General features: G+C 62.9%; 24 protein-coding genes. 8 read left to right on the top strand and 16 right to left on the bottom strand.

What is annotated here, in order from left to right; genetic code table 11:
• Positions 1-150 precede the first annotated feature (150 nt).
• Together FJ973_RS06785 and FJ973_RS06780 are read left to right on the top strand one after the other, a co-directional pair.
• Complete coding sequence (locus FJ973_RS06785) at positions 151-603, top strand: MaoC family dehydratase (RefSeq protein ID WP_140517043.1); 453 nt, start codon at positions 151-153, stop codon at positions 601-603.
• On the top strand, positions 603-1,484 hold the full coding sequence (locus FJ973_RS06780) for a CoA ester lyase (protein ID WP_140555354.1): 882 nt from the start codon (positions 603-605) through the stop codon (positions 1,482-1,484). The genes FJ973_RS06785 and FJ973_RS06780 overlap by 1 nt, the downstream gene beginning before the upstream one ends.
• 3 nt (positions 1,485-1,487) lie before the next feature.
• Here the strand turns inward: FJ973_RS06780 and FJ973_RS06775 are convergent, their stop codons facing one another.
• The 3 genes from FJ973_RS06775 to FJ973_RS06765 form a co-directional block, all read right to left on the bottom strand.
• A complete protein-coding gene (locus FJ973_RS06775; protein ID WP_140555353.1) occupies positions 1,488-2,162 on the bottom strand; it encodes an isoprenylcysteine carboxylmethyltransferase family protein in 675 nt (224 codons plus the stop codon).
• 202 nt (positions 2,163-2,364) lie between these two features.
• Positions 2,365-2,973 (bottom strand): flavin reductase family protein, encoded by a 609-nt coding sequence (locus FJ973_RS06770; protein WP_140520996.1) that lies wholly within the window; start codon positions 2,971-2,973, stop codon positions 2,365-2,367.
• Entirely contained in the window at positions 2,974-3,558 is a 585-nt protein-coding gene (locus FJ973_RS06765; RefSeq protein WP_140520997.1) for a nitroreductase, read from the bottom strand.
• Between the two features lie 154 nt (positions 3,559-3,712).
• Here FJ973_RS06765 and FJ973_RS06760 point away from each other — a divergent pair, with 154 nt between their 5' ends.
• The gene (locus FJ973_RS06760) at positions 3,713-4,675 is read left to right on the top strand and encodes a hypothetical protein (RefSeq protein WP_140495833.1); all 963 of its coding nucleotides are present in this window, start codon (positions 3,713-3,715) and stop codon (positions 4,673-4,675) included.
• 55 nt (positions 4,676-4,730) lie between these two features.
• On the opposite strand, the gene FJ973_RS06755 is transcribed toward FJ973_RS06760, so the two are convergent.
• The 5 genes from FJ973_RS06755 to FJ973_RS30795 all read right to left on the bottom strand — a co-directional run bounded on the left by FJ973_RS06755 (position 4,731) and on the right by FJ973_RS30795 (position 9,484).
• A complete protein-coding gene (locus tag FJ973_RS06755; protein WP_140555351.1) occupies positions 4,731-5,669 on the bottom strand; it encodes a GNAT family N-acetyltransferase in 939 nt (312 codons plus the stop codon).
• Positions 5,670-5,788: 119 nt separating this feature from the next.
• Positions 5,789-7,765 carry a threonine--tRNA ligase gene (thrS, locus tag FJ973_RS06750; protein WP_140555350.1) on the bottom strand — a complete coding sequence of 659 codons (1,977 nt, stop codon included), beginning with the start codon at positions 7,763-7,765 and terminating at the stop codon, positions 5,789-5,791.
• Between the two features lie 147 nt (positions 7,766-7,912).
• Positions 7,913-8,731 (bottom strand): class D beta-lactamase, encoded by an 819-nt coding sequence (gene blaOXA / locus FJ973_RS06745; protein ID WP_140495830.1) that lies wholly within the window; start codon positions 8,729-8,731, stop codon positions 7,913-7,915.
• 143 nt (positions 8,732-8,874) lie between these two features.
• Positions 8,875-9,249, bottom strand: a complete 375-nt coding sequence (yidD, locus tag FJ973_RS06740; protein ID WP_140555348.1) for a membrane protein insertion efficiency factor YidD — start codon at positions 9,247-9,249, stop codon at positions 8,875-8,877.
• A 76-nt stretch (positions 9,250-9,325) separates the two neighbouring features.
• Complete coding sequence (locus FJ973_RS30795; protein ID WP_181167410.1) at positions 9,326-9,484, bottom strand: hypothetical protein; 159 nt, start codon at positions 9,482-9,484, stop codon at positions 9,326-9,328.
• 91 nt (positions 9,485-9,575) lie between these two features.
• Between FJ973_RS30795 and FJ973_RS06735 the strand changes: the two genes are divergently transcribed.
• The gene (locus FJ973_RS06735; protein WP_140555346.1) at positions 9,576-10,481 is read left to right on the top strand and encodes a LysR substrate-binding domain-containing protein; all 906 of its coding nucleotides are present in this window, start codon (positions 9,576-9,578) and stop codon (positions 10,479-10,481) included.
• Positions 10,482-10,497: 16 nt separating this feature from the next.
• Here FJ973_RS06735 and FJ973_RS06730 read toward each other — a convergent pair whose 3' ends face one another.
• Complete coding sequence (locus FJ973_RS06730) at positions 10,498-10,944, bottom strand: iron-sulfur cluster assembly scaffold protein (protein WP_140495827.1); 447 nt, start codon at positions 10,942-10,944, stop codon at positions 10,498-10,500.
• A gap of 241 nt (positions 10,945-11,185) precedes the next feature.
• Between FJ973_RS06730 and folE the strand changes: the two genes are divergently transcribed.
• From folE to FJ973_RS06715, 3 genes are all read left to right on the top strand, one after another.
• A complete protein-coding gene (folE, locus tag FJ973_RS06725; protein WP_140555345.1) occupies positions 11,186-11,821 on the top strand; it encodes a GTP cyclohydrolase I FolE in 636 nt (211 codons plus the stop codon).
• A gap of 89 nt (positions 11,822-11,910) precedes the next feature.
• Positions 11,911-12,369 (top strand): phosphoribosyl-AMP cyclohydrolase, encoded by a 459-nt coding sequence (gene hisI / locus FJ973_RS06720; protein WP_140555404.1) that lies wholly within the window; start codon positions 11,911-11,913, stop codon positions 12,367-12,369.
• Positions 12,370-12,466: 97 nt separating this feature from the next.
• Positions 12,467-13,438, top strand: coding sequence for a patatin family protein (locus FJ973_RS06715; protein WP_140555344.1), 972 nt, complete (start codon positions 12,467-12,469; stop codon positions 13,436-13,438).
• Positions 13,439-13,449: 11 nt separating this feature from the next.
• Here FJ973_RS06715 and recJ read toward each other — a convergent pair whose 3' ends face one another.
• The 7 genes from recJ to FJ973_RS06680 form a co-directional block, all read right to left on the bottom strand.
• Positions 13,450-15,234 carry a single-stranded-DNA-specific exonuclease RecJ gene (recJ, locus tag FJ973_RS06710; RefSeq protein WP_140555342.1) on the bottom strand — a complete coding sequence of 595 codons (1,785 nt, stop codon included), beginning with the start codon at positions 15,232-15,234 and terminating at the stop codon, positions 13,450-13,452.
• A gap of 60 nt (positions 15,235-15,294) precedes the next feature.
• Positions 15,295-16,278 carry a class II fructose-bisphosphatase gene (gene glpX / locus FJ973_RS06705; protein ID WP_140495884.1) on the bottom strand — a complete coding sequence of 328 codons (984 nt, stop codon included), beginning with the start codon at positions 16,276-16,278 and terminating at the stop codon, positions 15,295-15,297.
• A gap of 179 nt (positions 16,279-16,457) precedes the next feature.
• Entirely contained in the window at positions 16,458-16,625 is a 168-nt protein-coding gene (locus tag FJ973_RS06700; RefSeq protein WP_140495823.1) for a Thivi_2564 family membrane protein, read from the bottom strand.
• A 65-nt stretch (positions 16,626-16,690) separates the two neighbouring features.
• Positions 16,691-17,047 carry a hypothetical protein gene (locus tag FJ973_RS06695; RefSeq protein ID WP_140517065.1) on the bottom strand — a complete coding sequence of 119 codons (357 nt, stop codon included), beginning with the start codon at positions 17,045-17,047 and terminating at the stop codon, positions 16,691-16,693.
• A 128-nt stretch (positions 17,048-17,175) separates the two neighbouring features.
• Positions 17,176-18,489, bottom strand: coding sequence for a homoserine dehydrogenase (locus FJ973_RS06690; RefSeq protein ID WP_140517067.1), 1,314 nt, complete (start codon positions 18,487-18,489; stop codon positions 17,176-17,178).
• 48 nt (positions 18,490-18,537) lie between these two features.
• Entirely contained in the window at positions 18,538-19,755 is a 1,218-nt protein-coding gene (locus FJ973_RS06685) for an LL-diaminopimelate aminotransferase (RefSeq protein ID WP_140495820.1), read from the bottom strand.
• Positions 19,756-19,829: 74 nt separating this feature from the next.
• Positions 19,830-20,222, bottom strand: coding sequence for a hypothetical protein (locus tag FJ973_RS06680; RefSeq protein WP_140495819.1), 393 nt, complete (start codon positions 20,220-20,222; stop codon positions 19,830-19,832).
• A gap of 98 nt (positions 20,223-20,320) precedes the next feature.
• Between FJ973_RS06680 and phaC the strand changes: the two genes are divergently transcribed.
• Positions 20,321-22,156 carry a class I poly(R)-hydroxyalkanoic acid synthase gene (gene phaC / locus FJ973_RS06675; protein ID WP_140517069.1) on the top strand — a complete coding sequence of 612 codons (1,836 nt, stop codon included), beginning with the start codon at positions 20,321-20,323 and terminating at the stop codon, positions 22,154-22,156.
• Positions 22,157-22,358: the final 202 nt, after the last annotated feature.

Below are 22,358 nucleotides of genomic sequence, written 5' to 3'. Positions count from 1 at the left end.
CCGCCTGCTTACGCCCCTTGCCGGAAGGTTTCCGACCCCGTGCCGGACGTTAGGCCGAATTGGTTTATGAAGCGTTCACCATGTTCGTTAACTGGCTTGCGAGCGCTGGATGCAGCGCCTATCAACCGTCCAGCAGCGGAGGAGAATGAAATGGCTGGGCTTTATCTCGAGGAGTTCGTCGTCGGCCATGTCTTCCAGCACACGCTGCGCAAGACCGTCACCGAGAGCGACAACATGATGTTCTCGGTGATGACGCTGAACCCGCAGCCGCTGCATATCGACTTCGATTTCGCCGCCAGGAGCGAATGGGGCAAGCCGCTGGTCAACTCGCTGTTCACGCTCGGCCTGATGATCGGCATTTCGGTCAACGACATCACCGTCGGTACGACTGTCGCCAATCTCGGCATGAAGGAAACGGTGTTTCCGCATCCGGTCTTCCATGGCGACACCATCCGCGTCGAGACCACTGTCGTCTCGGTGCGCGAATCCAGGTCGAAGCCCGATCGCGGCATCGTCGAGTTCGAACATCGGGCCTATAACCAGAACGGCGACCTCGTCGCCAAATGCACGAGACACGCCATGATGCTGAAGAAGATAGCCTGATGCGTTCGCTGCTGTTCGTTCCCGGCGATTCCGAGAGGAAGCTGGAGAAGGGCTTTGGCGCCGGCGCCGACGTGGTCATTGTCGATCTCGAGGATTCAGTGGCGCCCCACAACAAGGCATCGGCGCGAAAGATCGCGGCGCGCTTCATCGTCAACCACCGGGCGCAAACACGATCGGCGATCTACGTCAGGGTCAACGACCTGTCGACCGGACTGACGGACGACGACCTTGCGGCGCTCATTCCGGCAACGCCCGACGGCGTCATACTGCCCAAATCGGCTGGCGGCCAGGATGTCCAGCACCTCTCGGCAAAGCTCAGGCTGCGCGAAGCGGAGAACGGCCTGGCCGACGGCGCGACAAAAATTCTGCCGATCATTACCGAAACACCGGCGGCCGTGCTGGCGGCGGCGAGCTACGCCGGGGCAAGCGCGCGGCTTGCCGGGCTGACCTGGGGCGCGGAAGACCTGTCTGCGGCGATCGGCGCGCGCACCACCCGCGACCAGCATGGCCGTTACACCGAAATATTCCGCTTCGCTCGCGCCATGACCATTCTCGCCGCCGGCGCGGCGGAAGTCGCGGCGATCGACACCGTCTTCCCGAATTTCCGCGATATGGCGGCCTTCGAGGCCGAATGCAGGGAGGCCGAACGTGACGGCTTCACCGGCAAGATGGCGATCCACCCTGATCAGGTGCCGGTCATAAACGCCGCCTTCACGCCCTCGGTGGAAGCGGTGCAAAAATCGGCGGCAATTGTCGCGGCATTCCAGGCGGCGGGAAATCCCGGCGTCGTCGGCATCGACGGCAAGATGTATGACCGGCCGCATCTGCGGCTGGCCGAGCGGCTTCTGGCACGCGCCCGGGCAGCCGGAATCTCCGCCTGACCGCTACCAGACCAACGGGATCAGGCGGTAGCGGACATGGGTCGCATAGTCGTCATAGCCGCGCAGGCCGGTGCGAAGCGTTTTTTCCTCGATGAATGTGCGGATGGCCAAGAGAACGATGAACACGACGACCAGTGCCAGCCCCCACCAGGAGCCGAGCAGGAGAGCCGTGCCGGCAAAGAAGAGGATGGCGCCGGCATACATGGGATGGCGCACATAGCTATAGGGACCCGTTGTGATCACTTGCTGTCCGCGCTCCGCCTGGATCTTCACGACGGGCGCCGCGAAGCTATTCTCCAGCATCGTCAGATAGCTGATCCATAGTCCGACCAGCAGAACCAGCGCACCGATCGCCTGTACCCAGACCGGAACGACGGACCAGCCGAAGCGGTAGTCGAAACCCATGAAGGCCAGCCAGGCAAATATGCCGAGCAGGAGTATGCTCAACAGAACCTTGTCGGCCGCGGTCTGGTCCTTCTGGATGGGAGAGCTCAGCCGTTCGTTCATCAGCCCGGGATCGCGCCGGGCCAGCGTCACGCCAAGGGTCAGGCTCAGCCCGGTCATCACCGCCAGATATACCCAGGCTCCCGGCCAGGTCAGCGTACCCGCTGTCAGGAAAAGCAGCGCGCCCATTGCGCCGAACCACACGAACGTCTGGAGGATCAATCTCGAGACCATGATCAACCTTCCATGATATTTGCCGTCGGCATTTACCAGCAACAGACTACCGCCGACCCTCAGCGGACTATCGCCCATCCCGCGCCTGGACGAAACGGTCCTGGTGTGCAGAAGGTTTCGTCATGCCGCGTCATCAAGCTCAGGGCGCGTCGTGATGACGGCTCGCCGTCAGGAAAGCACAGTGACTGGGCCCCCTTGCGGGCTAATCCTTGCCCCAACGCGGCCGGCGCATCGAAAACACTTCGTTGACGCTGGCATAATCCATGTAGCCGAGGCGAGCGACATTGCCGGCCTTGCTGATATCGAACAGGCCGTCTTTCAGGTAGGCATCGTCAATATGCACGCCGATCACTTCGCCGGCCACGACGACGGCGCTGGTCGGCGTTCCGTCCAGGGCCTTTGGCCGGAACACTTCGGTCACCTTGCATTCGAGTGCGGCGGGTGCGGCCGCCACGCGCGGCGGCGCGACAAGACGCGACGGCGCCATGGCGAGATCGGCATAAACGAACTCGTTGACGCCGCGCGGCGCGTCGACCGACGTCCGGTTCATCTTCTCGGCGAGATCGCGGCCGACCAGATTGGCGACGAACTCGCTGGTCTCCTGGGCGAAGGAGGCGCTGTCCTTCTCGCCCTCGGAGGAAAACCAGACGATGAAGGGCCTTGTCGAAACGGCATTGAAGAAGGAATAGGGCGCGAGGTTGATCTCGCCGGCCCCGTTCAGGGTCGAGATCCAGCCGATCGGGCGCGGCGCCACGATCGCCTTCGACGGATCGTGCGGCAGTCCGTGCCCCTTTGACGGCTCGTAGAACACTTAGCCCGCCCAGGGCCCGGCATAGTCCGCATAAAGCTTTGCCGGATCGGGGCGCGGCCGCTCCGGCGCCGGGCCGCCATAGGAGCCGATATGGACGAAGCCGATTACGCGCTCTTGCGGCGCCAGCCCCAAGATCGCCCTGCCCTCCGGCACGTCCGAATACCAGTTGCTGATCATGTTGGTGCCATAGCCCAGTGCGTTGGCGGCAATCATCAGGTTCATCGCCGCCATGCCGCCGGACAGGAACATCTCCCATTGCGGGATTTTTGGATTTTCCTTCGGCACCGACACGACGCCGATCACCAGCGGCGCGCGCGAGAAGCGCGCCAGCTCCTGGTTGCGGCGGCCATCCGGTAAAGGTCCCTCCCGCTGTTCGGCAAGGGCCGCCAGCTTCCTGCCGATCTCGATGCGGGCATCGCCGCGATAAAGAATGAAGCGCCAGGGCTCGAGCCGGCCATGATCGGGCACGCGCGTGGCGGCGGCGATCATCGTGGCGATCTCGGCGTCGCCGGGCGCGGGCTCCTTCAACTCCGGTATCGGCGCTGAATTGCGGGTCAGCAGGAAGTCGATGATCGGGGACGCCATGGGCGCAAGTCTCCTAAGTTCGATTTTGAGCTGAAGCGCGCCATGGGAATGCGGGGCGGCTCGGGCATCGACGCGGGCGCGCCAGGCTGGAGAGTCGTATCGGTCGGACTCTTAAGCCTTGAAATTGCCACCGCCATGGGCTTCAACGCAAGGCATGTTTGAGGGGACTTTGCGTCTTTTCCTGATCTGGGTCTGCACCCTGCTGCTCATGGCGCCGGTTTCCTTTGCCGTGGCGCAGAATGTGGATGGCGTCAGCGACCTGAAGCTTCCCGGAATTTCGAGCTACGCGACGCCGAAAGGCGAGACATCGCTGGCGCTTGGTGGCGGCGGCGCCATCACCTTGTCCGCGCAATTGACCGACAAGGGAGGCGATATCACTCGCGGTATCGTCTGGCGCGTCTTCAAGCCGGAGGCCGTCAACGGCAAATTGCCGATGGTGGCTTCCGCCCATGGCGGCACGGCGGTCTTCCAGCTCGAACCCGGCAGCTATCTGGTTCACGCTTCCTACGGCCGGGCCGGTGCCACCAAGCGCATCACCGTCGGCAAGGACGCCAAGCGCGAGAGCCTCGTGCTCGATGCCGGCGGCCTGAAGCTCGATGCCGTCCTTTCGGGAGGGGCGCGCATCCCGCCAAAGAAGCTGCGCTTCTCGATCTATGAGGGCAATGCCGAACCCAATGGCGATCGCGCGCTGATCATTCCCGACGTCGAGCCCAACAGCGTCGTGCGTCTCAATGCCGGCATCTACCACGTGGTCTCGACCTATGGCGCGGTCAATGCCGTCATCCGCTCCGACATCCGCGTCGAGGCCGGCAAGCTGACCGAAGCCACCGTCGAGCATCACGCCGCCGAGATTACCTTGAAGCTGGTGCGTGAAGCGGGCGGCGAAGCGATCGCCGACACGTCGTGGTCGCTGCTCAACGAATCCGGCGATCCGATCAAGGAAACCGTCGGCGCCTTCGCCTCCATGGTGCTGGCCGAAGGCGACTACACGATCATCGCCAAGAACCGCGACCGGATCTACCAGAAGGATTTCACTGTCGTGGCCGGACAGAACCAGGAAATCGAGGTTCTCGCGACGGAAGCCGCCGCGATGGATCCGGAAGAAGGCGCGGATTAGTCAAAACCCCGGGTAAGCCTGAGGCGGTTCCCTTCGGATCGTCGACGAAATGGACCTAGGCCGCCAGCTTGGCCCGTGCCGGCAGGAATGGAATCCGGCGGCGAGGCACCGGCGGCGCCAGATCGAAGACGCCTTTATAGAGGCGCTCGAGCAGCGCCTTGCGGTCGCGCACGGGCTCCAGTTCGTTCCAGTTCAGCACATCGCCGACACGCACGTCGATCGACTTGCCGGAAAGCCGGGCGAACTCGTGGATAAGCAACGAAATGCGCAGCGTCAGCGATGCCTTGCCGACGAACTTCGCCACGCGCCCGTCGCGCTCGGCCATGTTCATGGGGCCGCTGACCAGATGGAACAGCCTGCCGTTCTGGCCGGAGAAATGCATCGGCACTACGGAAGCCTTGGCATCCTGCACGAGACGGGCCGGAAACATCTTCCATGGCAGATCGCGTGCCTGGCCAAAACCTTTCGGCGCGGTGGCGACGCCGCCGGCCGGAAACACCACGATGGTGACACGTTCTTTCAAGAGCCGCACAGCCTCGTGACGCACCGCCATGTTGTTCTTCAGAGCGTCCTTGGTCTCGGAAAAGTCGATCGGCAGCGAGTAGGGCTCCATCTCGCTGATCTTGAGCAGATCCTTGTGGATCATGACCCGGAACGGCCGCCCAAGCTGCTCGGCCAGCGACAGCGCGGCAATGCCGTCGCCGATGCCAAAGGGATGATTGGCGACGATCACCAGCGGCGTGTCGGGCAGGTTCTTCGGGGGCCATTGGTCGGGGGTTTGCACCCGCACGTCGATCAATTCGAGCATGCGACTGAACACGCGCTCGCCGGTCGGGACCACCTGGCGGCGCCAAAAATCATAAAGCGCTGCAAACCGATCGCGTCCGGACAGGCCTTCGATGGAATGGATGACCCACCGCGTCAGGACCGGCTGTCGTGGATTGGCATAGGAAAGCTCGGGAAACGGTTTTTCGCGCATTTTCAGCTTGAGCATGAGGGCTTGTTACAAGACTGCCGTGACAAGGATGTGAAAACGGCGGGATGTGAGAACGGCGGGGTATAAAAATGGCGGTGGACTGCTCCACCGCCATTTCGGCTTCAAATACTGTCTGATCAGGCGGCGCGTTGGCGCCGGCGATCGGGCGTGATCGCTTCTTCGGTCAGCTGCGCGACCGCTTGGGCGAGACCCAGCGACTCCTGGTCGCGCGATCCGAGGCGGCGCATGTTGACCGTCTGCTCTTCCGCCTCGCGCTTGCCGCAGACGAGGATGACCGGAACCTTGGCTAGGCTGTGCTCGCGGACCTTATAGTTGATCTTCTCGTTGCGCAGATCCGCCTCGGCGGACAAGCCCGCGGCTTTCAGCTTCGCCACCACTTCGTTCGCATAGCCGTCGGCGTCCGAAGTGATCGTCGCCACCACTACCTGCAGCGGCGCGAACCACAGCGGGAAATGGCCGGAATAGTTCTCGATCAGGATGCCGAGGAAGCGCTCCATCGAGCCGCAGATGGCACGGTGCACCATGACAGGCTGTTTCTTCTCGGAATCCGAGCCGATGTAGAAGGCACCGAAACGCTCCGGCAGGTTGAAGTCGACCTGCGTGGTGCCGCATTGCCATTCGCGGCCGATGGCATCCTTCAGCACATATTCGAACTTCGGCCCGTAGAAGGCGCCCTCGCCAGGATTGATCGAGGTCTTGATGCGGTTGCCCGATCGCGTTCTGATCGTCTCCAGCACGCCGCTCATGATCGCTTCGGCGTGATCCCAGGCTTCGTCGGTGCCGACGCGCTTGTCCGGCCGGGTCGACAGCTTCACGCTGATTTCGTCGAAGCCGAAATCAGCGTAGGTCGACAGAATCAGATCGTTGATACGCAGGCACTCCGACGCCAGTTGCTCCTCGGTGCAGAAAATATGCGCGTCATCCTGCGTGAAGCCGCGCACGCGCATCAGCCCGTGTAGCGCGCCCGACGGCTCATAGCGATGCACATTGCCGAATTCCGCAAGCTTTACCGGCAGGTCGCGATAGGATTTCAACCCGTGCTTGAATATCTGCACATGGCCAGGACAGTTCATCGGCTTCAGCGCGAACACGCGGTCGTCATCGGTGTCGTCGCCGGCAACCGTGACCTTGAACATGGCGTCGCGGTACCAGCCCCAATGGCCCGACGTCTCCCACAGGCTCTTGTCGAGCACCTGCGGTGCGTTGACCTCCTGGTAGCCCTGCTCGTCGAGGCGGCGGCGCATGTAGTTGACCAGGTTCTGGAACATCTTCCAGCCCTTGGCATGCCAGAAGACGACACCGGGCCCCTCTTCCTGGAAATGGAACAAATCCATCTCGCGGCCGAGCTTCCTGTGGTCGCGCTTTTCGGCTTCCTCCAGCATTGTCTGGTAGGCGTCGAGCTGCGCCTGATCAGCCCACGCTGTGCCGTAGATGCGCGTCAGCATCGGGTTATTCGAATCTCCGCGCCAATAGGCGCCCGCCACCTTCATCAGCTTGAAGGCATTGCCGATCTGCCCGGTCGAGGCCATATGTGGACCGCGGCAAAGGTCGAACCAGTCGCCTTGCGCGTAGATCTTGAGATCCTGATCGTCAGGAATGGCGTCGATCAGTTCCAGCTTGTAGCGCTCGCCCTTGTCGGCAAAGACCTTTTTGGCCTTGTCGCGCGACCAGACTTCCTTCGTGAACGGCTTGTTGCGCGCAATGATCTCGCGCATCTTCTTCTCGATCACCGGGAAGTCGTCCGGAGTGAACGGCTCGTTGCGGGCGAAGTCGTAGTAGAATCCGTTCTCGATCACCGGCCCGATGGTCACCTGCGTTCCCGGCCATATCTCCTGCACGGCCTCCGCCAGCACATGTGCCGCGTCATGGCGGATGAGTTCCAGCGCGCGCGGATCGTCGCGGGTGATGATCTCGATCTTGCCGGACTTGCCGAGCGGATCGGAGAGATCGCGCACGGTACCGTCGATGGCATAGGCCACGGCCTTCTTGGCCAGCGACTTGGAGATCGATTCGGCAAGGCCTGCACCGGTCATCGCCGCATCGTAGTCGCGCACGGAGCCATCGGGAAATGTCAGGGAAACGGCATTCAGCATCAGGTATTCTCCTATCCAGTCCCGCAAACGAGCGCGGGTGGTGAAATGCAGGTCGTCAGCCGTTCGAGGCTGCGGCCTGCCAGATAGCCGGAGGCGTCCGGCGGCGGCAGTCTTTTATGGGCAGACGCCGCCGCCGTAAAGCCTCGGCTATTTAATCAGCAGCGGCAGGTCCTTCAGGAAGGCCGCGCGCGTCGCGAGCCCCTTCGGCATATCGCTCCGCTTCGTATCGACGACGAGCCGGGCAAACACGATCTGGCGGCCGTTTTTCTGCGCCCAGCCGACGAACCAGCCGAGTGAACGCCTGTCCTTGCCGCCCTCGCCGACCCTGGTGCTGCCCGTCTTGCCCTGGACGGTCCAGTCGCCGGCCTTGAAGCTGGGTAGGATGGCTTTCGTCATGTCGTGAGCCTTGGCCGAGACCGGCATCTTGCCGGCGAGGAGCTTACGCAGGAAATCGACCTGCTCGACCGGCGTGATCTTGAGCGAGGAGTTCACCCAGGAATGAGTCAGGCCGTCATTCTTGCCGGGATCGCCGGAAACGTCCGCATTGCCATAGCCGAACTTCGAGACGTAGCCGGCAAAGCTCTCCGGTCCAAGCCGGCGGGTGATCTCGCGTGAATACCACAGCACCGAGTCCCGCTCCCAGATCATCGGATCGACGGTCTTGTGGTCCCGCTTGACCGCCTTGAATTCAGGTTTGTAGTCCCAGCTCGGCGTGTGCTCGTCGCTTAGTATGCCGGCATCGTAACCGATCAGCGACAGCGGCACCTTGAACGTCGAGGCCGGGCTGAACCGCTGATCGCAGACGCCGTTTTGGTAAAGCGTCTTGCCGCTCTGCGCATCGGCGATTAGCGTGCATTGCACATCCCCGAGCGGCGCCGACTGCGCGCGCATCGGAAATCCCAGAAGCCAGGCAAGCAGGAACAGGACTCCGGCAAGGATGAAGGGAAGACGGTCGACATTGCGCATTGGATGCTCGCTCCAGAGGGGGGTTTGGCGAGCGGCTTAGCGAGGTCTCTTGTCTCGATTTTGTCTCAAATTCGCAGTTGTTGTGCAGGCTGCCGTTAACCCTACCAGATCGTAAACGGTTGCCTTGAAGAACTGACCGGCAGTCAGCTTCGCGCCTCGTCGTGGTTGCCGCCGATCCGCCAATATCGCCACGGCGTAAACCAGACATACCGATCCGCCAGAACCTCCGGAACAAGGTCGACGCCATGGGTGCCGAATGGTCCGCAGCGCAGAACCCTGAAAAATCCCATCCAGCCGCCGGCCCAAAGGCCATGGCGGGCGATCGCCTCATGCGCGTATTCCGAGCAGGTCGGCAGGTGACGGCAGGAATTGCCGATGAAGCTGGACAGCGTCAGTTGATAGAGGCGCACCAGCGACGTGCCCAACACCCGGCCGGGGGTCTTGCGCCACGGGCCGGACCAGTTGCGGCCTTGCCGCGGCGGCCCGGCTGTATGTGCATGCCCATGCTGGTCGCCCACTGCGATCTCCGTCTTTCCACACGATAGATGTGGGCTACATCGGGAGAACGCAATCCCGCCCCTGCTTGCTGAGCTTTCACGGGCGGAAGCGGCGAAGTGGCTGCCGATCAGCCGGCAGTGCCCATCGGCGGGGGCTAGACTGCTCTTCGTGGTGCTTCCGACGGGTTCTTTCGTCACGCCACTGATAGGTTGCAATCCGCATCACATCGCCAAAAATCTCCAGCAACTGGATCATGGCCGTATCTCCTTGACGACGAGTAGACCGCCGCTGGCCTTCGCCTTCAAACGAGTATAATTTCCACTTCGGATAATCCTGGGTTATGCGAATGAAGCGTGGGCGACTGCCGCTGACGGCCTTGAGGAGCTTTGAAGCAGCCGGGCGGCACCTGAGCTTCAGCAGGGCGGCCGAGGAGCTCTTCGTCTCGCAGGCGGCGATCAGCCGACAGATCCGCGAGCTCGAGATCTTTCTGCGCCGGCCCCTGTTCGAACGTCACCATCGCCGCGTCGAACTGACCGATGCGGGCCGCCGGCTGCTCAGTCAGCTGGTCAGGAGTTTCGACGCCATCGACGCCCTGCTTTCCGAGTTGGTGGCGGCTCCCGCGCAGACAGTGGTTCGCGTCAGCGTCGAGCCGTCTCTGGCATCGGTATGGCTGGTGCCGCGGCTCAACCGTTTTCGCGAATTGCGGCCCGACATCGACGTCGCGCTCGAAGTCGATCCAAGGCTGATTGAGTTTCGCGGCGACCAGCCTGAACTTGCGTTACGCTTCAGTGCGCATGCTGTGTCGTGGCCGCGCAGCGAGGCCGAGCAGCTTGCCTCGACGGTTGATTCACCGGTTCTGTCGCCGGCGCTGCTTGCCGCGGGGCCTCCCCTCGACAAGCCGGCCGACCTTGGCCGCTATACGCTGTTGCATGAGGAAAACCGACAGGGTTGGGCGCGCTGGTTCGAGGCGGCTGGTGTGCCTGCCGACGCCGTGCCCGCGCGCGGTCCCATGCTGGCGGATGCATCGCTTTCGAAGCAGGCCGCCCTGCTCGGACACGGCGTGGCGCTGGGCGATCTCCTGCAGATCGGCGAAGAGCTCGCCTCCGGCACGTTGGTCAAGCCGTTCGACATCGACGTCGCGTCCGGCGCCTATTGGCTGGTGGCCAGAAGCCTGCGCGATCTCCCCGAGCCAGCCGCCGCCTTCGCCGACTGGGTGAGAAGCGAATTCGCCGAAAGCAGACGGCCCCGATAGGCCGCCAAGTGGGCTATCAGGCGGCTTCTTCGGCGCGCTTCTTCTCGATCTGACCGATCGCGTCGACCACCGCGTCGAAGGTCAACATGGTCGAGGCATGGCGCGCCTTGTAGTCGCGCACCGGTTCCAGATATTTGAGATCGGCGAAGCGGCCTTCCGGCGGCGCTCCGTTCTCTTTCAGCATTTTCAGCATGGTCTCGCGCACCGCGCGCAATTCGTCGGCCGTAGCGCCAACCACATGCTGCGCCATGATGGAGGACGAGGCCTGGCCGAGCGCGCAGGCCTTCACGTCATGTGCGAAATCGGTAACCACGCCGTCTGCCATATTGAGATCGACGGTAACGGTAGAGCCGCACAATTTGGAATGTGCCCTCGCGCTGGCGTCGGGATGATCGAGCCGGCCGATCCGTGTGATATTTCCGGCAAAACCGAGAATTTTCGCATTGTAGACGTCGTTGATCATTATTTTCCAGTCCGTCGCCGCCAAGCGAACAGCGTTTGCCGCTGACGCGTCTTTCTTTCGCTCGTCATGACCATATATAATGGTGGCAGTCCGGTATCGACAAGGCGACGAAAGCCCACGTCTTTGCCGCAGTTTGCTCACGCCGCTTACGGGGCTGGAAACCGGGCGAGTTTCCGACGCCGAAAGGTCGTGGTCCGTTCAACTCGTTCCTCCTGAGAGAGGGACTACGGGAGACGCCTTTATGGATGCCGTTATCAAGAAGTTCATGCCCCAGTCGGCCTACATGGAAAAGCCCGTCACCGACCGGCCGAGCGAGGCCGAGGTCGACGCTGCGGTACGCACGCTTTTGCGCTGGACCGGCGACAACCCCGATCGCGAAGGGCTGGTCGACACGCCCAAGCGGGTAGCCAAGGCCTATCGGGAAATGTTCGGCGGCTATGACATGTGCCCGGCCGAAGAGCTTGGCCGCACCTTCGAGGAAGTGGCTGGTTACGACGACCTTGTCATCGTCAAGGACATCCAGTTCCATTCGCATTGCGAACATCACATGGTGCCGATCATCGGCAAGGCCCATGTCGGCTATCTGCCGGACGGCAAGGTCGTCGGCCTGTCCAAGATCGCGCGCGTGGTCGATATCTTCGCCCATCGCCTGCAGACCCAGGAAGCCATGACCGCGCAGATCGCCGGCGTCATTCAGGATGTGCTCAATCCGCGCGGCGTTGCCGTGATGATCGAGGCCGAGCACATGTGCATGGCCATGCGCGGCATCCGCAAGCAGGGCTCCACGACGCTGACCTCGACCTTCACCGGCGTGTTCAAGGATACTCCCGAAGAACAGGTTCGTTTCGTCACCATGGTGCGTGGCGGTGGGGTGTAAGCCGCCTCGCCCGGCATCGCCGGACCATGATTCCGAAAGTGGCTACCGGTTTTCGGATAATCATGGTCAAACAGGAAGATAGCCCGGCGATGTCGGCACTGGAATTTCCGAAGGCTCCCTCAGACAAGAAAGCGCTGGAAGAAGGCGCGGTGTTTTCACCGCGCTTCGATGCCGCCGGCCTGGTCACCGTCGTCGTCACCGATGCGGCAGACGGCATGCTTTTGATGGTCGCGCACATGAATGCGCAGGCTCTGGCGTTGACGCTTGAAACAGGTATCGCCCATTACTGGTCGCGTTCGCGCAATGCGCTGTGGAAGAAGGGCGAAACGTCAGGCAATCTCCAGCATGTCATCGAGGTGCTCACGGATTGTGACCAGGACGCCATATGGTTGCGCGTCAATGTGCTAGGCCACGACGCAACTTGTCACACAGGCCGGCGTTCCTGCTTCTATCGGACGGTGGGGCTGATCGACGGCAAGGCGATGCTTGCCGACGATGGCAGCGAGCCCTTGTTCGATGCGGAAAAAACGTATCGGAAGCTCCCGTGAATGACCAGCTTGAACCTTTTGCCCGCAGCCAACCACATAGATTCACCATTTCGATACGGCCCGCCTATATATTAGCTGTGGGACAAGGGAGATCATGATGCTCGAGTGGGCGTCATTGCGTAACAGAGCGGACGTACGAGAGGCGAATGGTCCCGCTTCGTCCGGCGGCGCGTCCGACACAACATCACCAAAGAAAACCGGCATTTCGCTTGCACTGGGCGGCGGTTGCGCAAGAGGCTGGGCGCATATCGGCGTGCTGCGCGCGCTCGATGAAGCCGGCATCGAGGTTTCGATGATTGCCGGCACCTCGATCGGCGCGCTGGTCGGCGGCTGTTACCTCGCCGGAAAACTGGACGAGTTGGAAGAGTTCGCCCGCAGCCTGACCAGGCGGCGCATCTTCGGCCTGCTCGATCTAAACCTGCGCGGCAGCGGTCTGTTCGGCGGCATGAAGCTGGATGCTCGCCTGCGTGAGCATGTGGCCGGCATTCGTTTTGAGGATTTGTCCAAGCCGTTCGTCGCGGTCGCTTCCGAAATCCGCACCGGCCATGAGATTTGGCTGTCGAACGGTTCGCTGATAACAGCCATGCGCGCTTCCTATGCCTTGCCCGGCGTGTTCGAGCCGGTGACTTGCAATGGTCGCGTGCTGGTCGACGGAGCTTTGGTCAATCCGGTGCCGGTGTCGGTCTGCCGTGCCTATGAGCAGCCGCTGGTTGTCGCGGTCAACCTTCATTACGACCTGTTCGGCCGTGCCGCCGTCATCAAGCATAGCGCCGGCGAACTGGTCGTCGAGAACGATGCGCCGCGCAGTGGCCAATTCGACCCTGAGCACCGGGCGCATCAGACGCGGCTTGGCATCACCGGCGTCATGGTCGAGGCCTTCAACATCATCCAGGATCGAATCTCGCGCGCCAGGCTTGCCGGCGATCCGCCCGACATGTCGCTGCAGCCCAAGCTCAGCCACATCGGCCTGACCGAATTCCACCGCGCCGACGAGGCGATCCAGATCGGCTATAGGGCGACGATGGCACAGATCGGCGAACTGACCCGGCTTCAGACGGTTCTCGCCTGATCAAAGACGCATCAGGCGCGTGCCGCGTCGACGATGCGGAACTGCACGCTGCGATTGCCGTTCCAGTAATTGCCCGACAATGAGCCGGCGACGTGGATCGTCTTACCGCGGTTCTTGAACAGGAAGTCGCCGAGCACCGTGTCGACGGCACGAAAGGCGATCGCCTGGATGCGACCGCCACTGCCCGACTGGAGGTCGGCGCGGATGTGATTGGTGCCGACCAGCCGGGCGTCGGCCAGCCGATGGCGAGGCAGCGCGAAAACAGGCGCGACATGCCCTGCACCGAACGGGCCGGCCTTTTCCAGCGCATCCAGCAAGGCCAGCGTCGCACCCTCGGCGGCAAGCGCGCCGTCGATCGTCAGGCTTTCCTCGTCTTGCAATCGGAACACGTCGGCTGCTGCGCGCTCCTCGAAAAATGCCCTGAGCTCGCCGAGCCGCGTGCGCTCGACGGTAATGCCGGCTGCCATGCCATGGCCGCCGCCCTTGACGATCAGCCCGGCATCTGCGGCTTCGCGCACCAGCCGGCCGAGATCGAAGCCCGACACCGAGCGACCTGAACCGGTGCCGGTGCCGGTGGCGTTGAAGGCGATGGCGAAGGCCGGCCGTCGGGCATGGTCCTTGAGCCTGGAGGCAAGCAGGCCGACGATGCCGGGATGCCAGTTGGTGCTAGCGGTAACGACGATGGCCGGCCCGCTGCCGCCGGCAAGCTCGGCATCGGCCTCGGCACGCGCCGCGGCCAGCATCTCGTGTTCCATCAGCTGCCGCTCCTGGTTGAGCCGATCGAGCGTCTCGGCGATGGTGCGGGCCTCGACCGGATCGTCGGTCGCAAGCAGCCGGCTGCCGAGGGCGGCGTCGCCGATGCGCCCGCCGGCGTTTATGCGCGGTCCGATCAGGTAGGCCAGATGGAAGGTGCTGAGCGGCTCGCCGACGCGCGAGACCCGCGCCAGCGCAGACATTCCCTCGTTCTTCTGCTGGCGCGCCACTTGCAAGCCCTTGACGACGAAGGCACGGTTGACGCCGGTGAGCGGCACCACATCGCAGACCGTGGCCAGCGCCACGAGATCGAGCAGCGAGAGCAGGTCCGGCGGCGTGGCGTCGGCCAGCCGGCCGCGCAGGACCTTGGCCGTCTGCACCAGCGCGAGAAAAACCACTCCGGCGGCGCAGAGATGGCCCTGCCCGGAAAGGTCGTCGTCGCGGTTGGGGTTGACCACTGCGTGTGCCGCTGGCAAGGCGCCGCCGACCTGGTGATGGTCGAGCACCACGACATCGGCACCGGCGGCATTGGCCGCGTCGATGGAAGCCGCGCTGTTGGTGCCGCAATCGACGGTGACGATCAGCGTCGCGCCGCGCGAGACGAGCTCGCGCATGGCTTCGGGATTGGGACCGTAACCCTCGAAGATACGATCGGGAATGTAGATTTCCGACGATATCGAGAAATGCGCGAGGAAGCGTTTGAGCAAGGCCGACGAGGCGGCGCCATCGACATCGTAGTCGCCGAAGATCGCCACCTTCTCCCGGGCCATCACCGCGGCGGCTATTCGAATGGCCGCCTTGTCCATGTCGGTCAGCGAAGCCGGGTCCGGCAGCAGGTCGCGGATCGTCGGGTCGAGAAAGCGCTCCGCCTGTTCCGCCGTCACGCCACGTCCGGCAAGCACGCGCGCGACGATATCGGGCACGCCTTGCCCCTGTGCGATGGCAAGCGCGACCATGTCCTGCCGCTCGGTCAGCCGATGTTCCCAGGAAACACCGGTGGCCGACTGTCGGACATCGAGAAAAAGGCGTCTCTCGCCCGTCATGCGAGGCGACGTTTGCGGATGATCATTGCCCACAATATGCGACGGCCAGTCAGGAATGCATCAAAACTTTTCCAGGTCCTGATGCCGGGCCTTGATCTCGCGCACGGTGCGCGACGACGAGCGCAGCACGATCGTGTGCGTTGTGATGTAGTTGCGGCCGAACTTGACGCCTGCCAGCATGTTGCCGTCGGTGACGCCGGTGGCCGCGAACAACACATCGCCGCGCGCCATGTCCTCGGCCCGGTAGACCCGCTTCGGGTCGGCAATACCCATCTTGCCGGCGCGGGCGACCTTTTCGGGCGTGTCGAGGATCAAGCGGCCCTGCATCTGGCCACCCGTGCAGCGCAGCGCCGCCGCGGCCAGCACGCCCTCCGGCGCGCCGCCAATGCCGAGATAGATGTCGATGCCGGTTTCCTCGGGATCGGTGGTGTGGATGACACCGGCGACGTCGCCATCGCCGATCAGCCGGATTGCCGCCCCGGTGGCGCGCACGGCGTCGATCAGCTTGCCATGGCGCGGACGGTCGAGGATGCAAGCGGTAACGTCGGACACCGCGACGCCCTTGGCCTTTGCCAGGCTGGCTATGTTTTCGGCCGGCGAGGCATCGATGTCGATGACGCCCTCGGCATAGCCCGGGCCGATGGCGATCTTGTCCATGTAGACGTCGGGCGCGAACAGCAGGCTGCCCTTCTCGGCGATGGCGATCACGGCCAGCGCGTTGGGCAGGTTCTTCGCGCAGATCGTGGTGCCTTCCAGCGGGTCGAGCGCAATGTCGACCGCCGGGCCTTTGCCGGTGCCGACCTCCTCTCCGATATAGAGCATCGGCGCCTCGTCCCGCTCGCCTTCGCCGATCACCACCGTGCCCTTGATGGCGAGGCGATTGAGCTCCTGGCGCATGGCGTCCACCGCGACCTGGTCGGCGGCCTTTTCGTCACCGCGTCCGCGCAGCCTGGCGGCCGCGACGGCGGCGCGTTCGGTGACGCGCACCAGTTCCATGGTGAGTATCCGGTCAAGTCCGGCGATAATGTTGTGGGCCACGTTCATCAGGTCGATCCTCGTTCGCATGCCACCTCCCGCCGGAGGCGCGCCTCTTGTGTCAAACGAGCATGACAACGGCAAGACCTCTCGAAGGTTTTCTCGAAAAGCCTGCAATATCAATCGATTAAACTATGGATAGCACGATTCCGGCGAACTTGGGCCGCTTTCCAAGTAGGTATCGAGATCTAAAACACGGCCAGATATTTCAATAGCGAAACGATGCCGATGATGATGACGATGATCTGCGCGATCTGCCGCATCCTGGCATCCAGCGGCAATCGCTGAATGAGATAAAGCACCAGAATGATCACGAGGAACGTGATCAGAATACCGATCAGGACGGAAGAAGCCATGGTGCTCCCCTGGAAATTGCTCGATGGACAGGTAAGCCGGCAAACCCGGTTCGGTCGTTACCGGATCAATACCAGCGGCGCTGGGTGTCATTCATCGATTGGCCAACGGCGAGGCCGGCCAGAAAACCCAGCAGCCCGATGACGCCGACCACAGCCGTCGTCGTGCCCGGATTTTCCCGCGCGACCTCCGAGACCGCCTGCGCCTGGCTGCGCAACTGCTGAGCCGTTCGCGACGCACGGCTCGCCGCGCTGTCGTAGACATCGGATGCCTGAGCCGAGGCCTCGTCAACCAGTTCCGCACCTCGCTCCGAAAGGCTCTTGTTGATCCTGGTGATCTCCTTGCGCAGATCGGCGATCTGCTTTTCGAGCGTCTTTTGGATGTCGTCGATCTGGGGGGTGTCGGATTTCGATGTTTCGGCCATTGGCATTCCCTCGGTTTGCACCTCGGGAGAACGGCGCTGGCCGGGATTGGTTCCGGCGAGCCAGGCAGCGGCATCGGCCGCAACAGTATCGTCGCAGCAATCCAGTGGTACACGACGGAAGGAAATATCTATCCTGCCCGTTCGATCCGGATGACCTGCGGCTTGTCGGTCAGGTGGCCATCCTTGGTGATACCGTCCACGGCCTTGCGCACCGCGGCTTCGGTGGTCTCGTGGGTGACGAGGATCACCGTCTTTTGCGCCGCCGCTTCGCCGCTGATCGCGTGCTGGACGATCGATTCCAGCGAGATATCGTTGTCGGCCATGCGCTTGGCGATGGCCGCGAACACGCCAATGCGGTCATGCACGGTCAGCCGGATGAAATAGCCGCCGGCATGGCTGCGCATCTGCGCCTTCTTGTAAGGCTTCAATTCCCTCGCCGGCCTGCCGAAGACCGGGCCGTGCTGGAAGCCGGGACGGCTCTTTGCTATATCGGCGATGTCGCCGATGACGGCCGAGGCGGTGGCATTGCCGCCGGCGCCGGGGCCGGAGAGCAGCAGTTCGCCGAGGATGTCGGTCTCGATCGCCACCGCATTGATGACGCCGTGGACCTGCGCGATCACCGAGGCCGTCGGCACCATGGTCGGATGCACGCGCTGCTCGATGCCGCTCTCGGTGCGCTGGGCGACGCCAAGCAGCTTGATCCGGTAGCCGAGATCGCCGGCCGCACGGATATCGGCCTGGGTGATGTTCGAGATGCCTTCCATGTAGATGTCGTTGGCGGCGATCTTGGTGCCGAAGGCCAGGCTGGTCAGGATCGACAGCTTGTGCGCGGTGTCATGGCCTTCGATGTCGAAGGTCGGGTCGGCCTCGGCATAGCCCAGCCGCTGCGCGTCCTTGAGGCAGGCGTCGAACGAGATGCCTTCGGCCTCCATCCGGGTCAGGATATAGTTGCAGGTACCGTTGAGAATACCGAAGACACGGGTGACCGAGTTGCCGGCCATCGCCTCGCGCATCGTCTTGATAACGGGAATGCCGCCCGCCACCGCGGCCTCGTAGTTGAGCAGCACGCCCTTCTTCTCGGCGATCTCGGCGAGCGCGACGCCATGTTTGGCCAGCAGCGCCTTGTTCGCGGTAACGACATGGCGGCCGGCTTCGAGCGCCGCCCTGACCGCCGCGAACGCCGGCCCCTCGTCGCCGCCGATCAGCTCGACGAAAACGTCGATCTCGGCGGCCTGCGCCATCTTGACCGGATCGTCGAACCATTTGGCGGCATTGAGATCGACGCCGCGGTCGCGCTTGGGATCACGCGCCGAAACCGCCGATACGACGATGTCGCGCCCACACTGCCGTGTCAGCTCCGCCGCCTTGTTGCGCAGCACGCGCGCCACCGAGGCGCCGACCGTGCCGAGGCCGGCAATTCCAACACGCAGAGCTTCAGCCATGGCCGGCGATGTCCCCCGAAAGATCAAACGAAATTGTGTGCGGAAAGCTTACCGATGGGCGGAAAGCGGCACGACATTGTTGGGTTGCTTGGCACTGGTCGCCAGGAAGCGCTTGATGTTGCGCGCCGCCTGCCGGATCCGGTGCTCGTTCTCGACCAGCGCGACACGCACGAAATCATCGCCGTGTTCGCCGAAGCCGACGCCTGGCGCCACCGCAACGTCGGCATGTTCGATGAGCAGCTTGGAGAATTCGAGCGAGCCGAGATGGCGGAACGGCTCGGGAATCGGCGCCCAGGCGAACATGGACGCAGCCGGAGCCGGAATGGTCCAGCCCGCGCGGCCGAAGGCATCCACCATCACGTCGCGCCGCTTGTGGTAGATGTCGCGCACTTCGGCGATGTCGGCGCCATCGCCGTTGAGGGCGTGTGCGGCCGCCACCTGGATCGGGGTGAACGCACCGTAATCGAGATAGGATTTCACCCGGGTCAGCGCCGAGATAAGCCGCTCGTTGCCGACCGCAAAGCCCATGCGCCAGCCGGGCATGGAGAAGGTCTTCGACATGGAGGTGAACTCGACGCAAACGTCGATCGCGCCCGGCACCTGCAGCACCGAAGGCGGCGGATTGCCGTCGAAATAGATCTCCGAATAGGCAAGGTCCGACAGGATGATGATGTCGTTCTTCTTCGCGAACGCCACCACGTCCTTGTAAAAATCGAGCGAGGCGACCAGCGCCGTCGGGTTCGACGGGTAGTTGAGGATCAGCGCCAGCGGCTTCGGAATCGAATGGCGGATGCCGCGCTCGACCGCCGGGATGAAACCGTCATCGGGTTCCACCTGCAGCGACCGGATGACGCCGCCCGACATGATGAAGCCGAAAGCATGGATCGGGTAGGTTGGATTCGGGCACAGGATCACGTCGCCAGGGGCGGTGATCGCCTGCGCCATGTTGGCGAAGCCCTCTTTCGAACCCAGCGTTGCCACCACTTGCGTATCGGGATCAAGCTTCACGCCGAAGCGGCGCTGATAGTAAGCGGCCTGGGCGCGGCGCAGGCCCGGAATGCCGCGCGAGGAGGAATAGCGATGGGTGCGCGGATCGCGCACCACTTCGCACAACTTGTCGACGATTGCCTTGGGCGTCGGCAGGTCCGGATTGCCCATGCCGAGGTCGATGATGTCGGCGCCGCGCGAGCGGGCGCTGGCCTTGAGCCGGTTGACCTGCTCGAAGACATAGGGCGGAAGCCGGCGGACCTTGTGAAACTCTTCCATGGCAGTTCCAGACATCACTTGGCGTTTGGCAAGGCGCGCCGTGTCGGCAAGTGCCTTGGGCGCGCGCTATATACTTATTTGCAGGTAGGGTCGAGGGTGGGGTCGCATTTGCCTTCGATCTGCTTCAGCGTCTGCGCGCCATGCTTGCTGGCCAGGTCCGTCAGCGCCGCCTGATTGGTGACGTTGGGGGCGCCGCCATTGGCTGCCTGCGCGCTTTCGTCTCCCTTCAATTCCGCGAGCCTGGCATTCCTCTCGGCATCGGTGAACTGTTTGGCCGCTACTTTCGGCGGGATGTTCAGGTTCGGAAAGGTGCCGGTATCCTTCGGTCCCGCTGATGTGGCGATGGGCACCGGGCCGCTGGTATTGGTGCTCGAGCAGGCCCCAAGGCACAGCAGGGCAATTGCCGCACCGATGCGGCAAAAACGACCGGCGCCGAAAAAAACAGTCTCGCCAATGTTAATCGTCATATTGTTTCCTTGGCAGCCGGGGTAGAGCGAGGTTGGACCCAGTCGGATGTCCCATGGTAATATGTCAAGAAAACGCTTCGGGAGGAACCCCGCGCACCATGTCCAAAACACCCGATTCGGGCAAAGCGGAAGATGGCGGACCTTCGACGGTCGAGCAATATCTGGTGAAGGACCCGGAACGCTTCGCCCTGAACATGGCGCGCATGATCGAGCAGGCCGGCAAGGCGGCTTCCGCCTGGGCCGAGCCGCGCGAGAAGGGCGAAGTGCGCGACCATGTCGCCGAACCGGTCGTCGACATGGTGAAGACCTTCTCCAAGCTCAGCGAATACTGGCTTGCCGACCCACAACGCGCGCTCGAAGCGCAGACGCGGCTGTTCGCCGGCTATATGACGGTTTGGGCGAACGCCATCCAGCGCGTCAGCGCCGATGCCGAGCGAACCGAGGACGCGGTCAAGCCGGAGCGCGGCGACAAGCGTTTCCAGGATCCGGAATGGGGCCGCAACGCCTTCTTCGATTTCTTGAAACAGGCCTATCTCGTCACCTCGCGCTGGGCGGCTGATCTTGTCGAGCACGCCGAAGGCCTGGATGACCACACCCGCCACAAGGCGAGCTTCTACGTCAAGCAGGTGTCCAACGCCATCTCGCCGTCGAATTTCATCCTGACCAATCCGGAACTGTTTCGCGAAACCATCGCCTCGAACGGCGAAAATCTTGTGCGCGGCATGAAGATGCTGGCCGAGGACATCGCGGCCGGCAAGGGCGACCTGAAGCTGCGTCAGGCCGACTACTCGCCCTTCGAGATCGGCCGCAACATCGCCACCACCCCCGGCAAGGTGGTCGGCCGCAGCGACGTCGCCGAGATCATTCAATACGATCCCGCCACCGAGACGGTGCTGAAACGGCCGCTGCTGATCTGCCCGCCCTGGATCAACAAGTTCTACATACTCGACCTCAACCCGCAGAAATCCTTCATCCGCTGGGCGATCGAACAGGGCCACACCGTGTTCGTCATCTCCTGGATCAACCCTGATGAACGCCACGGCATGAAGAACTGGGAGGCTTATACAAGAGAGGGGCTGCAATACGGCCTCGACACTATCGAGAAGGCCACAGGCGAGAAAGAGGTCAACGCTATCGGCTACTGCGTCGGCGGCACGTTGCTGGCGGCGGCGCTTGCCCTGCTGGCGCAGGAGGGTGACGATCGCATCAAATCGGCGACCTTCTTCACCACCCAGGTCGATTTCACCTATGCCGGCGACCTCAAGGTGTTCGTCGACGAGGAACAGGTCGCGGCGGTGGAAAAGGCGATGAACGAAAAGGGCTATCTCGACGGCACCAAGATGGCGACCGCCTTCAACATGCTGCGCTCGGGCGACCTGATCTGGCCCTATGTCGTCAACAACTACATGCGCGGCAAGGATCCCCTGCCCTTCGACCTGCTTTACTGGAATGCCGATTCGACACGCATGGCGGCGGCCAACCACTCCTTCTATTTGCGCAACTGCTATCTCGAGAACAACCTCTCGCGCGGCAGGATGGAACTTGCCGGACGCACCGTTTCGCTCGCCGACATCAAGATCCCCGTCTACAACCTCGCCTCCAGGGAAGACCACATCGCTCCCGCGCTGTCCGTCTTCCTCGGCTCGAAATATTTCGGTGGCGAGGTCGAATACGTGATGGCGGGCTCCGGTCATATCGCCGGCGTCGTCAACCCGCCCGCATCGGGCAAGTACCAGTACTGGACCGGCGGCAAGCCGGAGGGCGACTTCGGCGAGTGGATCGCAAGGGCCACCGACCATCCTGGCTCCTGGTGGCCGCACTGGCAGAGCTGGATAGAGGCTAAGGACAATAATCGCGTGCCCGCCCGCAAAGCAGGCAAGCATATGAAAACTTTTGGTGATGCCCCCGGCACCTATGTCAAGGTGCGTGTGTAACCGACTGTAATGTCTGGTGAGTTGACGGACCCGTAAAAGCGGGCGAAATGGTGTCGTCAACCATCTTGCCGCCTAAATTCGGCAATTGCCGCAAAAATACTTCCAGGCTTGCTGATTTGACACAGGTCTCGTTTCCGGATCGGAGACAAGGGGCACCTCGACGCAGCCGTTCGGACGCCGCGCCAAGGATATACCGATCGGA

Source organism: Mesorhizobium sp. B2-1-3 (assembly GCF_006442495.1).
GTDB lineage: Bacteria > Pseudomonadota > Alphaproteobacteria > Rhizobiales > Rhizobiaceae > Mesorhizobium.
This window is presented reverse-complemented; position numbering and strand designations above follow the sequence as displayed.